The following is a 12,407-nucleotide window of genomic DNA, read 5'->3' on the forward strand; positions in this document are numbered from 1 at the left end:
GGGCCCCGGGGGCGGACTCACACCCCTCCACGTGTCCATATTCTGAGATAGATGTCCCACATGATATCCGGTGGGTCTACGATCCGGTCATCCTCTCTTTGTAGACCATCGCCCTGACCTGGAAAGAAGTCCCATGACGGACGTCGCCGAACAGCACCCCGCACCGGAGCGCGGCAGCCCCGCGCCGGTGAGCCCGCCGACCAACCCGCGACGCAAGGTGCTCACGGCGAGCCTTGTCGGCACATCCGTCGAGTTTTACGACTTTTACATCTATGCGACCGCAGCGGTCCTGGTATTTCCGGTTTTGTTCTTCCCCGAGGGCGACATGACGGCCGCCCGCCTGCAGTCGCTGGCCACCTTCGCCATCGCGTTCGTGGCCCGCCCCATCGGCTCCTGGGTGTTCGGCCACTTCGGCGACCGCGTCGGCCGCAAGGCCACCCTGGTCGCGTCCCTGCTCACCATGGGCATCGCCACCGTGGGCATCGGCGTACTGCCCACCTACGCCCAGGTCGGCGTCGCCGCCCCGCTGCTGCTGGCGCTGTGCCGGTTCGGCCAGGGCCTGGGGCTGGGCGGGGAGTGGGGCGGCGCCGCCCTGCTGGCCACCGAGAACGCGCCCAGGGGCAGGCGCGGCTTCTACGGCACGTTCCCGCAGCTGGGCGCGCCGATCGGTTTCTTCCTCGCCAACGGCGTGTTCCTGGTCCTGACCCGGGCCATGAGCGAGGAGACGTTCCTGGCGTGGGGCTGGCGGGTGCCGTTCCTGCTGTCGACGATCCTCATCGTCGTGGGCCTGTGGGTGCGCCTGAGCCTGCACGAGACCCCCGCGTTCGCCAGGGTCCTGGCCGCGGGCGAACAGGTGCGCACGCCCATCGTCGAGGTGTTCCGCCGCAACTGGGCGGCCCTGGTCCTGGGCACCCTGGTCATGGTCGCCACGTACGTGCTCTTCTACCTGATGACGGTGTTCTCCCTGGGCTTCGGCACCGACCCGGAGACCGGCCTGGGCTACGACCGCTCCCAGTTCCTGGTGTTCCTGCTGGTGGGCGTGGTGTTCTTCGGGATCTTCACCCCGGTCGCCGGACTGCTGTCCGACCGGTTCGGCCGCAAGCCGGTCCTGGTGGCGGTGACCGTCGCGATCATCGTGTTCGGGTTCGCCATGGGCCCGTTGCTGGGTTCGGGGACCGTCGGGGTCCTGGCCTTCCTCATCATCGGCCTGTCGCTGATGGGCCTGACCTTCGGCCCGATGGCGGCGGTGCTGCCCGAGCTGTTCCCGACCAACGTGCGCTACACCGGCGCCTCGGCCGCCTACAACCTGGCCGGGCTGCTGGGCGCGTCCTTCGCCCCCTACATCGCCACCTGGCTGGCGGGCACCTTCGGGATCGCCTGGGTGGGCGGGTACCTGGTGCTGGTCAGCGTGGTCACGCTGGTCGCGCTGCTGCTGACCCGCGAGACCCGGAACGACTCCCTGGACGACACCCCGGTGCGGGTCACCGTCCGCGGCTGAACCGGGCGGCGCAGGCGGCACCCACGGACGGGACGCGCCCCCCGGCGGGTTTTCCGCCGGGGAGCGCGTCATGTGGACCGGGGTCCGTCCGCGCCGCGGGGAAAGGCGCCCGGCGCGTTCTACAGGTGCGCCTCGAGGGCGGCCCGGCCGGTGAACACGTGCCCGGACATGCCCAGCGCCTCGGCGGCCGCGACGTTCTCCCCGCGGTCGTCCACGAACAGGGTGCCGCCCGGGGCGGCGCCCATCCGGTCCAGGCACCACAGGTAGACCTCGGGCTCGGGCTTGGCCAGCCCCAGTCGCCCGGAGAAGGCGCGCACCGAGAACGCGGCCAGCCACGGGTTGTCCTTCTCGAAGCGGTCGGCGAGCTCGGCCGGGATGTTGGACAGCAGGCCCACGGTGCGGCCCCGCGAGGCCAGGCGCTCCACCAGGGCGACCATGTCGGGGTCCACCGCCCGCCAGCTGTCGATGTCGGCGTCGACCAGCTCGGCGGCCAGGGCCGGGGAGACCGGGCGGCCCAGCCGTTCCCCCACCGCCCGCCAGTAGGCGGGACCGTCCAGGTCACCGCGGTCGTAGGACAGGCGCAGGTCCCAGTAGGCCCTCCAGAACGCGGCGGGGTCGGCGGTGTCCATGGTCGCGACCAGGCGCTGCTTTCCCTCCTCGGACTGGTGGCGGGCGATCACGCCGAACAGGTCGAAAAGGACGGCTCCGGATTCGGTCTCGGGCAAGGAGGTCTCCTCGGGGTCGGTGGGGCGGCTCCCCCCAGCCCTACCCGACGGCGCCGCTCCGCGCACGCGGACCGGACGAAACGGCCCGGGAAGAGGGCGGATCGGGCCTGTGGACGACCCGCCGGGGCGGGCCGGACCGGCCTACCCTGAAAGGGATGTCGCGGCGGTACGCCGCGGCGGTCCGCCCCCCGACCCCCTGGGAGTCACGTGTACGACGCCGCCCTCAAACTCGGCGTGGCCGTGGTCAAGGCCGCCTGCGGAATCTGGCTCGGCGACCCGATCGTCAACAGCGCCGCCACGACGGTGGTGGACCTGGTGCAGGCCCGGGTCACCGACCGGCGCGAGCAGAGACGCCTGGAGCGCAGGTTCGGGGAGATCGAGGAGGCGGTCGCCGACCGGATCCTGGAGCAGATGGAGCACGAGTTCCGCGGGCTGGCCGACAACGAGCGCGAGGCGGCGGTGCTGGCGGTGGCCGACTCCTTCGAGCGCGCCGGGCTGACCGACCGGGTGCTGTTCGAGCAGGACCTGGACCCGCTGTACCTGGAGCGGTACGTGCGCGGGAGGTCTCCGGGCGCCGCCCGGGACCTGGGCGCGGCCGGGAGGGCGCTGTACGACCGGCTGCTGCCGGAGGCGTGCGCGTACGTCATGGCCACGCTGACGACGCTGCCCCGGTTCCAGGCGGGGGCGTTCACCGAGCTGCTGCGGCGCGAGGGCCTCATCCTGCGGCGGCTGGAGGAGGTGCTGGACCGGCTGCCCCGCCGGGTCGAGGGCGGGGACGAGGACGGCGAGGCCGCGGCGGAGGCGGCGTTCGTGACGGCGTACCGGCGCAAGGCCGCCGAGCGCTGGGACGTGCTGGAGCTGTTCGGCACGGACGCGGGCACGCGCAGGTACCCGCTGACCCTGGCCTACCTCAGCCTGCGGGTGTCCCGGGAGCGGTGGGACCCGGACGAGTCGGGGTTCCTCCACGACCCCGACGAGGACCGCGTCGAACGGGCCCTGGGCACCTGTGCGCGGGTCTTCCTGCGCGGCCCGGCGGGCAGCGGCAAGACCACCCTGCTGCGGTGGATCGGCGTACGGGCCAGCCGGGGCGACTTCCCGGAGGAGATGGACTCCTGGAACGGCCTGGTGCCCTTCCTGGTCCCGCTCCGCCAGTACGTGGGCCGGGACCTGCCCGAACCCGCGGACTTCGTCGCGCACACCGGCCGCCACCTGGCCGACCGGGCCCCCGACGGGTGGGTCGGCCGGGTGCTGGCGCAGGGCCGGGGGGTCGTCCTGGTGGACGGGGTGGACGAGCTCCCGCCCGACCGGCGCGAGTCCGCCCGCCGCTGGCTCCGTGAACTGGTGGCGGACTTCCCCGACAGCCGGTACGTGGTCACCACCCGTCCGGGCGCCGCGGCCGGGTCCTGGCTGGACGGCGAGGGGTTCGTCGGCGCCGAGCTCCAGCCGCTGGGCGAGCAGGACGTGCGCGCGTTCGTCCACCACTGGCACGAGGCGGTGCGCAGCGAGACGGTCGACGCCGGCGAGCGCGAGCGCCTGACCCGGTACGAGGGGGAGCTGGGCCGCAAGCTCACCGGGCAGCGGCACCTGCTGGCGCTGGCCGCCACACCGCTGCTCTGCGCGCTGCTGTGCGCCCTGTACCGCGACCGGCACACGGCGCTGCCCCGGGACCGGATGGAGGTGTACGAGGCGGCCCTGTCCATGCTGCTCAAGGACCGCGACCTCCAGCGCGGGATCGACCACGGGGTGGACCTGTCCCGGAGCGAGATGGTGCTGCTGCTCCAAGAGCTGGCCAAGTGGCTGGTGATCAACGGGGCCTCCGACGCCCCCGTCGACACCGCGCGCCGCCGGACCGGGCGGGCGTTGGCGACGATGCACCGGGTGGAGTACCCGCCGGAGCGGGTGTTCGACCACCTGCTGGTGCGCAGCGGCCTGTTGCAGACGCCGGCGGTGGACCGGGTGAGCTTCCTGCACCGCACCTTCGAGGAGTACCTGGCGGCCAAGGCGCTGGTGGAGGACGACAGCCTGCCGCTACTGGTGCGCAACGCCCACGACGACCAGTGGCACGAGACGGTGGTCATGGCGGCCGGGCACGCCGCCCCGGCCCAGCGGGAGGAACTGGTCCGGGGGCTGCTGACCCGCTCCGACAGGGAGAGGCGCAACCGGGACCGATTGCTGCTGGTGGCCTTCGCCTGCCTGGAGACCTCGCCGCGGCTGTCGGAGGAGCTGCGGGAGGAGATCCACACCCGGGTGCGCGGACTGCTGCCGCCGCGGAACGCCACCCATGTCAGGGCCCTGTCCCTGGTCGGTGAGGCCGCGCTGCCCCTGCTGGCCGCCGCCCCGCCGGCCAACGCCCGCGAGGCCCGGTGGACCATCGAGGCCGCCGGGGCGATCGGCGGCCGCGGGAGCGCGGCGCTCATCGACCGGGCGCTGGACAATCCCGCGCACCAGGTCTTCCTGGCGGCCCAGCGGGTCTGGTGGGCGGACCAGGACGACGAGCTCGCCGAGGTCTTCCTGCCCCGGGCCGCGGCCCGGTACCCGGAGTACTACATCCCCGTCCCGGCCGAACGCATCGACCTGGCGTCCCGGCACATGCCGGGCGCTCCACGGCTGTCGGTGGAGGGCCGGACCGGGGACACCCTGGACGGCCTCGCCCTCGTGCCGCAGGTGCACCGGGTGCACCTGCGCAACCGCGAGGGCCACGCCTGGCACGGCATCGATCTGGATCCGGTGGGCGGCCTCGAGGGGCTGACCGGGTTCGAGGTCTACGCCAACGCGTACGCGGCCTCGGTGGCCCCGCTGCTCAGGACTCCGCTGGAGCGGCTGGCGCTGAGCCACGCCGACCGGACCGAGGACCTGGAGGCGCTGCGGGAGTTCCCCCGGCTGGCCTCGGTGGAGTTCACCGGCTCCCTGCCCCGCCTCCGCCTCGGCGCGCTGCTGGCGCCCACCGTGGAACGGCTCGCCTACATGAGCCTGGGAACCGAGGACCTCTCCTCCCTGGAGGACATCCCCGGCAGGCTCACCAGGCTGCGGGTCACGGTCTGCCGCAACCTCCGGTCCTTGAAGGGCATCGAGAGCCAGGCCGGGACGCTCGTCCAGTTCAGCCACCGGGCGTCGCATCCGGCGGAGGTCCTGGACCTGGCCCCGCTGACGGCGCTGCCCCGGCTGTCCCGGCTGCGACTGGCTCCGCACACCGCCTGGGGCAACATCGACCACATCACCCGGCTGACCGGTCTGCGCCTGCTGTTCCTGGAGATGTTCCGGGACGGCCGGAGCCACGACCTGTCCTGGGTCCGGGAGATCCCCGGTCTGGAGATCCTCTGTCTGGACCACCCGGGCACCCTGGACCTGACATCGTTGGCGGGGGCGCGCGACCTCGTCGTGCACGTCCGCCAGGGGCGCAGGGTGATCGGGGCGGACCTGCTGGGAGAGGGGTCCGCGGTGGTCCGGGGGTGGCCGGAGGAGATGTCGCCCTGGTGAGGGGAAAAGCGCGCTCCGCGGCTTTTCCGGAAAGAAAGCGACAGGGCAAGAGGAGAAAGTCCCGTACCTTCCGCCGAGAATGGCCCGATCCTTGTTCTCCCGGGGTGCGCGCGCCTCGGAAGCGCTGTGGCCTCGGGGGATGCGTCCGGGGCTCCGGCGATTCCGCATACCCGATACGGGTGGTGGAAAGGCCCCCCTAGACTCGAGGCGAACCCTCGGAGGAACAGTGAGAAGGGCGACCATGAGTGACGCTGGAAGCGCCGCCCCCGGCCAGGAGCGGCTCTCCCTGCCCTCCGTCCGGCTGGACGACCTGCTCGACGAGGTGCGGTCCCGGCTCAGCGAGATCTCCACGATCCAGGAGCGCATCCGGACCCTGCTGGAGGCGGTCGTCTCCATCGGCGAGGGCCTGGAGCTCGACCCCCTCCTGCTGCGCATCACCGAGACCGCGGCCAGCCTGGTCAACGCCCGCTACGGCGCCCTCGGCGTGATCGGCCCCGACGGGGAGATGAGCCGGTTCATCCCGGTGGGGCTGAGCGCGGACGAGATCTCCTGCATCGACCACTGGCCGCGGGGCGAGGGCATTCTGGGCCTGCTCATCAAGAAGCCCGAACCCCTGCGCCTGAACGACGTCTCCGACCACCCCGAGTCCGTGGGCTTCCCCGAGGGGCATCCGACCATGCGGACCTTCCTGGGCGTGCCCATCCGCATCCGCGACCAGGTGTTCGGCAACCTGTACATGACCGACAAGCGCGACGGCGGACACTTCACCGGCGACGACGAGCTGCTGCTGCGCGCGCTGGCCACGGCCGCGGGCACCGCCATCGAGAACGCCCAGCTGTTCTCCCAGACCCAGAGCCGGGAGACCTGGCTGGACGCCTCCGGGCAGATCACCACCCGGCTGCTGTCGGGCGCCCCGCCCGAGGAGGTGCTGCGCCTGGTGGCCCGGCGGGCGAGGATGATGGCGCAGGCCGACATCTCCGTCATCGCCATGCCGGGCGAGGAGGCCGCCACCCTCACGGTGCGGGTGTGGGACGCCCCGGAGGACGACGGCTCCCCGGAGGGGGCGGCGCGCTCCCGCCGCGGCGCCTCACTGGCGGCCGGCGTACGGGGCGCAACGCTCACCTGCGCCCAGGACACCCTGCTGGGACGGGTCTACCTCAGCGGTCACCCCATCTGCACCGACATCTCCGAGCACTGCGACCCGGACATGGAGTTCCTGGCCAGGCTGGGGCTGGGACCGATCCTGGTACTGCCGTTCGGGCCGCCGGACGGGGCCCGCGGGGTGCTGCTGCTGGCGCGCGGCACGGGCCGGGAGGAGTTCCCGACGGCGTGGATGGGCATGCTGGCCTCCTTCGCCGACCAGGCGGCGGTGGCCCTGGAGCTGGCGGAGGCGCGGCTGGACTCCGAGCGGCTGAGCGTCCTGGAGGACCGCGACCGCATCGCCCGCGACCTGCACGACACCGTCATCCAGCGGCTGTACGCCACCGCGATCACGCTCATGGGCACGGTCCGCCGGATCGACGACGGGGCCTCGGCCCAGCGGGTGCAGAACGCGGTGACCGACCTGGACGACACCATCCGGCAGATCCGCTCGACGATCTTCGCCCTGCAGAGCTCGGGCGAGGACTCCTCCTGGCTGCGCTCCCAGGTGCTGGACCTGGTCAACGGGGCCACCGAGTCGCTGGGGTTCGCGCCGCGGCTGCTCACCCAGGGGCCGGTGGACACCACCGTGGACGAGGCCACCGGCGCCCACCTGGTGGCGGTGCTGCGCGAGCTGCTGTCCAACGCGGCCCGGCACGCCCACGCCACGGCGGTGGACGTGGAGGTGTCGGTGGCCGAGGGCCGGGTGGTGCTGCGGGTCTCCGACGACGGGGCGGGGCTGCCCGAGGGGGCGCACCGCAGCGGGCTGCTCAACATCGCCTCCCGCGCCGAGGAGCTGGGCGGGTCGGTGGAGATCGACTCCGCCCCGGGCGGGGGCACCAGGGTGCGCTGGGCGGTCCCGGCCCGCGTCTCCGGCTGAGGCGCCCCTCCGCACGGACGGGCGGAGGGGCGCCCCGCCGTACGGCTAGGAGTTCTCCATCGACAGGCGGACCGCGTAGGCGGCCGCCTGGGTGCGGCGGGCCATGCCGAGCTTGGCGAGCACACGCGAGACGTAGTTCTTGACGGTCTTCTCCGCCAGGTACATGCGGGCGCCGATCTCCCGGTTGGTCAAGCCCTCGCCGATGAGCTCCAGCACCCGGCGCTCCTGGTCGGTGAGCTCGCTCAGCGGGTCCTTGCGGCCCGCCTCCTCGCGCAGCCGCTCCAGCATGCGCGTGGTGGACTCGGGGTCCAGCAGCGAGCGCCCCCGGGCGACCGTGCGCACCGCGCCGACCAGGTCGGTGCCGTGGATCTGCTTGAGGATGTACCCCGACGCCCCCGCCATGACGGCGCCGTACAGGGCCTCGTCGTCGGAGTAGGAGGTGAGCATGAGGATGCGCGTGCCGGGGAGCATGGAGCGGATCTCCCGGCAGACGGTGACCCCGTCACCGTCGGGCAGGCGCACGTCGAGCACCACCACGTCGGGGGACAGGGCGGGCACCCGGGCCAGCGCCTGGGCGGCGGTGCCGGCCTCGCCGACCACCTCGATGCCCTCCTCGCCGTCCAGCAGGGAGCCCACGCCCCGGCGGACGATCTCGTGGTCGTCCACCAGGAACACCCGGATCGTGTCGTCGCCGTCCATCAGGTGCGTACCTCTTCTCCTTCGCGGGCCGCCCCGGTCCCGGGCCGCCGTGCCCCCATTGTGGGGCACCGCGCCGCGGGTGCACACCGTCCGTACGGCGGCCGCGACGGTGCCACAGGTCCCGTTGTCCCAGCCTAGACAGCGGCCATTGTCGCTTTATGGGTCCAACGTCCCTTTTTGTTTGGGACATAGGGCCTCCGGGGTAGGCGCCGGAAAGGGACCTCCGCCATCGTCCCGGGGACTGTAGGACACCACGGCCTGCACCCTGAGCAGGGACAATGGCGGAGACCGAGAAAAACGGGGGAACCGATCCCGGGGGGTCGCAATGGTTCGAGAAAGCGGTGCCGGAACCGCACGGGGACAGGCGGCGGTGCCGCCGGGCCGGGCTTCCGACGAGGACCTGCTGTCCGGGACCCGCCGACTGGACGAGGACACCGAAATGCTCATGGGCACCGATCTCGCCGAAGGGCAGGCCGAGGCGACCCTGACCGTCCTGGACCGCCAGACCTGCTTCAACCTGGCGGCCACCCGCGACATCGGCAGGATCGCCTTCACCATCGACGGCGACGCCGCACCGACCGTGCTGCCGGTCAACTACGCCCTGCTCAACGACACCATCGTGCTGCGTACGAGCCTGGCGGGCACCATCATGCGCTACGCCCGCGGCTACGCCTCCTTCCAGGTGGACCACTTCGACGACGAGCGCCGTGAGGGGTGGAGCGCCCTGTTCACCGGACGCTGCCGGTGGGTGCGCGACACCGGGGAGCTCTCCCGCATCCCGCAGGGGCGGCTGCCGGTGCCCTGGGCGGAGGGGCCGCGGGACCAGGTCCTGCGGGTCGTCCCCGGCCGCGTCACCGGGCGCCGGATCCAGCGCCCCTGAGCCCCCGCGGGGGTGACGGACCCGTCACCTCCCGCGAACGATTCCACGAGCACACGCCGACGGCCCGACCGGCGAGCCTAAGCTGGGAACCCCTCGGTGCGCCGGGGCGTCTGACCCCGGTGACAAGGGAAGTCTCAGGGAGGGCACACGTGGGCCTGTTCGACGCCATCCGTGGCGAATTCATCGACATCATCGAGTGGACCGACGACGGTCGGGACACCATCGTCTGGCGTTTTCCGCGGCACGACAACGAGATCAAGATGGGCGCGCGGCTCACCGTGCGCGAATCCCAGATCGCGGTGTTCGTCAACGAGGGCCGCGTCGCCGACGTGTTCGCGCCCGGCATGTACACGCTGGAGACCCGCAACATCCCCGTCCTGAGCACCCTCAAGGGGTGGAAGCACGGCTTCGACTCGCCGTTCAAGGCCGAAGTGTACTTCGTCAACACCCGCCGGTTCAGCGACTTCAAGTGGGGCACCCAGAACCCGGTGATGGTGCGCGACCCCGAGTTCGGCCCGGTGCGGCTGCGCGCCTACGGCGGCTACTCGGTGCGGGTGGTCGACCCGCCGCGGTTCATCGCCGAGCTGGTGGGCACCGACCCGCAGTTCCGCACCGAGGAGGTGGAGGGCTACCTGCGGCAGATGGTCGTCAGCCGCCTGGGCAGCGCCCTGGCCACCGCCGCCCGCGACGTCGCGGTGCTGGACCTGGCGGTCCACCAGCACGACCTGGGGCAGCGCATGTCCGCGGCGCTGACCCGTGACATGGCGTCGGTGGGGCTGGAGGTCCCGGACTTCAACGTCGAGAGCATCACCCTGCCGCCGGAGGTGGAGAAGGCTCTGGACAAGCGCTCCCAGATGGGGGTGCTGGGCGACCTGGACCAGTACACGAAGTTCCAGACGGCGAACGCGGTCGGCGACGCCGCCAGGACGCCGGGCAGCGGCATGGGCGAGGCCATGGGCATGGGACTGGGACTGGCCGCCGCCCAGCAGATGGCCCAGAACATGAACCCGCAGGCGCAGCCGCAGCAGGCGCCCGGGCAGCCCCAGGCGCAGCCCGCCGCGGCCCCGCCGCCGCTGCCGCAGGCCGAGTGGTTCGTGGGCGTGGACGGGCAGCAGACCGGCCCCTTCGACGTCAACGCGCTGTCGCAGCAGGTCGGCGGCGGCCGCCTGACCCGCGACACCCTGGTCTGGAAGGCCGGCATGGCGCAGTGGACCGCGGCCGGACAGGTCCCGGAGCTGGCCGGGCTGTTCGCGAACACCCCTCCGCCCATGCCTCCCGCCTGACCGCACAGCCCCATCCCCCGACCCCAGAAGGCCGACATGTCCGATACCGTCGTTCCACCGCCGCCGACCTCACCCCGCGAGTTCCCCTGCGGGGGGTGCGGGGCCCGACTGGAGTACTCCGCCGGTGCGCGCCGGATGCGCTGCCCGTACTGCGGGAGCGAGGAGGAGGTCCCCGAGGCCACGCGCGAGGTGCGCGAGCACGCCGTGGAGACCCTCTTCGCCCGCAGGCCCGCCGCCCAGGTGGCCGAGCACCGGTTCGTCTGCCAGGGGTGCGGAGCCCACATCCAGGGCGACCACCTCGCGCAGACCTGCCAGTTCTGCACCGCCCCGCTGGTCACCGACGACTCCGCGGACGTCCAGGTCCCGCCGGAGGCGGTACTGCCCTTCACCGTGGAACGGCGGTCGGCCCACGACGCCCTGGCGAAGTGGACCGACAGCCGCTGGTTCGCGCCCAACAGCCTGAAGAAGGTCAACGAGGCCGAGCGCTTCAAGAGCACCTACCTGCCGCACTGGACCTTCGACGCCCGGACCGTGTCGGACTACCGGGGCCAGCGCGGCGAGTACTACTGGGTGACCGAGACCTACACCGCCCAGGAGGACGGCAAGACGGTCACCAGGACCCGCCAGGTCCGCAAGACCCGCTGGTACCCGGCCCGGGGCCGGGTGTCGCGGACCTTCGACGACGTGCTGGTCAACGGCACCACCCAGGTGGCGCCGGAGAAGGTGGACGCGCTCAAGCCGTGGCCGCTGGAGAAGGCGCGGCCCTACGCACACGAGTACCTGGCCGGGCACGAGGCGCTGCGCTACGACGTGGAGCCCGAGCAGGGCCTGGAGGCGGCCAAGCAGGTCATGGCCCGCACCATCGAACAGGACTGCAGGCGCGACATCGGCGGCGACGAGCAGCGGGTGACGTCGGTGGACACCGCCTACTCCGAGGTCACCGGCAAGCTGCTGCTGGTGCCGGTGTGGGCGGGTGCCTACCTGCACGGCGGCCGGACCTGGCAGATCGTCGTCAACGGGTGCACCGGCGAGGTACAGGGCGAGCGCCCCTACTCGGCGGCCAAGATCACGGCGGCCGTGCTGGTCGCGGTGCTCGTCATCGCCCTGGCGGTGTTCCTGTTCCTGCGGTACGGGGGCTGACCGGACGGGGGCCCGCGGTCACGGGGCGTCGGCGCCCGGGGCGCCGGCGCCCCGTTCGCCGTCCGGGCGCGCCCCGGCGGGCCGGTGCAGCATGAACATGCCGCTGTAGCGGGGGTGGTCCCTGCGCCGGTCGTCGGTGGCGACGAACTCGTCCAGGACGGCGACGATGCGCCGGTCGAGTTCGGCGAGGTCCTCGTCGGACAGGTGCAGGGCGAACCGGGAGAAGGTGCGCACGGACCCGGGTCCGGCCTCGTCGAGCTCGCGCCGGAAGGCCTGGACGGGGGCGTGCACGGCGGGGGGCGCGGCCTCCTGGAGCGGGCTCTCCAGCCACCAGGTCTCGCCGGTGGCCCGGTAGGGCTTCTCCAGGGCGCCGCTGGGGCCGGTGCGGGGGGTGCCGGGGACGAGGAAGCCCACGTCGACGAGGCGGCGCACGTGGTACAGGACGGTGCCGGGGCTGACGCCGAGGCGCTCGGCGAGCTCCTTGTTGGTGAGTTCGTCCAGGCACAGGCGCAGGATGCGCACCCGCAGCGGGTGGCCCAGCGCCTTGGTCTCCTCCGGGGTGGCGGGCCGCCGCCTGCGCCCGGGGGTCGGGGGCTCCGGTGCGGCCTGCTCTGCGTCTGCCATGGCCACAGCGTAACAATGATCGAGATTCATCGAATCGATTGAGTTTCCTCAATCACCCTGC

9 protein-coding genes are annotated in these 12,407 nt (G+C 72.6%); 6 read left to right on the forward strand and 3 right to left on the reverse strand.

From position 1 onward, the window contains the following. Nucleotides 1–133 precede the first annotated feature (133 nt). Nucleotides 134–1,498: an MFS transporter gene (locus ACSUPR_RS03220; RefSeq protein ID WP_436889404.1), complete on the forward strand. Its 1,365-nt coding sequence runs from the start codon at nucleotides 134–136 to the stop codon at nucleotides 1,496–1,498. A gap of 119 nt (nucleotides 1,499–1,617) precedes the next feature. Here the strand turns inward: ACSUPR_RS03220 and ACSUPR_RS03225 are convergent, their stop codons facing one another. Further along, nucleotides 1,618–2,223, reverse strand: coding sequence for an HAD family hydrolase (locus tag ACSUPR_RS03225; protein ID WP_436889405.1), 606 nt, complete (start codon nucleotides 2,221–2,223; stop codon nucleotides 1,618–1,620). A gap of 207 nt (nucleotides 2,224–2,430) precedes the next feature. On the opposite strand from ACSUPR_RS03225, the gene ACSUPR_RS03230 reads away from it, so the two are divergent. Both ACSUPR_RS03230 and ACSUPR_RS03235 read left to right on the forward strand, forming a co-directional pair. Next, nucleotides 2,431–5,700: an NACHT domain-containing protein gene (locus ACSUPR_RS03230; protein ID WP_436889406.1), complete on the forward strand. Its 3,270-nt coding sequence runs from the start codon at nucleotides 2,431–2,433 to the stop codon at nucleotides 5,698–5,700. Nucleotides 5,701–5,941: 241 nt separating this feature from the next. After that, on the forward strand, nucleotides 5,942–7,720 hold the full coding sequence (locus tag ACSUPR_RS03235; protein ID WP_436889407.1) for a GAF domain-containing sensor histidine kinase: 1,779 nt from the start codon (nucleotides 5,942–5,944) through the stop codon (nucleotides 7,718–7,720). Nucleotides 7,721–7,765: 45 nt separating this feature from the next. Here the strand turns inward: ACSUPR_RS03235 and ACSUPR_RS03240 are convergent, their stop codons facing one another. After that, nucleotides 7,766–8,419 carry a response regulator gene (locus ACSUPR_RS03240; RefSeq protein WP_436889408.1) on the reverse strand — a complete coding sequence of 218 codons (654 nt, stop codon included), beginning with the start codon at nucleotides 8,417–8,419 and terminating at the stop codon, nucleotides 7,766–7,768. 325 nt (nucleotides 8,420–8,744) lie between these two features. Between ACSUPR_RS03240 and ACSUPR_RS03245 the strand changes: the two genes are divergently transcribed. From ACSUPR_RS03245 to ACSUPR_RS03255, 3 genes are all read left to right on the forward strand, one after another. Beyond that, nucleotides 8,745–9,299: a pyridoxamine 5'-phosphate oxidase family protein gene (locus ACSUPR_RS03245; RefSeq protein WP_436889409.1), complete on the forward strand. Its 555-nt coding sequence runs from the start codon at nucleotides 8,745–8,747 to the stop codon at nucleotides 9,297–9,299. Between the two features lie 149 nt (nucleotides 9,300–9,448). Continuing rightward, entirely contained in the window at nucleotides 9,449–10,582 is a 1,134-nt protein-coding gene (locus tag ACSUPR_RS03250) for an SPFH domain-containing protein (RefSeq protein WP_436889410.1), read from the forward strand. Nucleotides 10,583–10,618: 36 nt separating this feature from the next. Continuing rightward, a complete protein-coding gene (locus ACSUPR_RS03255; RefSeq protein WP_436889411.1) occupies nucleotides 10,619–11,722 on the forward strand; it encodes a hypothetical protein in 1,104 nt (367 codons plus the stop codon). Nucleotides 11,723–11,740: 18 nt separating this feature from the next. On the opposite strand, the gene ACSUPR_RS03260 is transcribed toward ACSUPR_RS03255, so the two are convergent. Continuing rightward, nucleotides 11,741–12,346 carry an ArsR/SmtB family transcription factor gene (locus tag ACSUPR_RS03260; RefSeq protein ID WP_436889412.1) on the reverse strand — a complete coding sequence of 202 codons (606 nt, stop codon included), beginning with the start codon at nucleotides 12,344–12,346 and terminating at the stop codon, nucleotides 11,741–11,743. Nucleotides 12,347–12,407 lie beyond the last annotated feature (61 nt).

The sequence above is a fragment of the Nocardiopsis dassonvillei genome (assembly GCF_964273065.1).
Classification (GTDB): domain Bacteria; phylum Actinomycetota; class Actinomycetes; order Streptosporangiales; family Streptosporangiaceae; genus Nocardiopsis; species Nocardiopsis dassonvillei_B.

Bases quoted from the DNA above. Each gene is read 5' to 3' on its own strand.
- ACSUPR_RS03260 (WP_436889412.1), bottom strand. From the start codon at position 12,346: ATGGCAGACGCAGAGCAGGCCGCACCGGAGCCCCCGACCCCCGGGCGC.
- ACSUPR_RS03240 (WP_436889408.1), bottom strand. From the start codon at position 8,419: ATGGACGGCGACGACACGATCCGGGTGTTCCTGGTGGACGACCACGAG.
- ACSUPR_RS03255 (WP_436889411.1), top strand. From the start codon at position 10,619: ATGTCCGATACCGTCGTTCCACCGCCGCCGACCTCACCCCGCGAGTTC.
- ACSUPR_RS03220 (WP_436889404.1), top strand. From the start codon at position 134: ATGACGGACGTCGCCGAACAGCACCCCGCACCGGAGCGCGGCAGCCCC.
- ACSUPR_RS03235 (WP_436889407.1), top strand. From the start codon at position 5,942: ATGAGTGACGCTGGAAGCGCCGCCCCCGGCCAGGAGCGGCTCTCCCTG.
- ACSUPR_RS03245 (WP_436889409.1), top strand. From the start codon at position 8,745: ATGGTTCGAGAAAGCGGTGCCGGAACCGCACGGGGACAGGCGGCGGTG.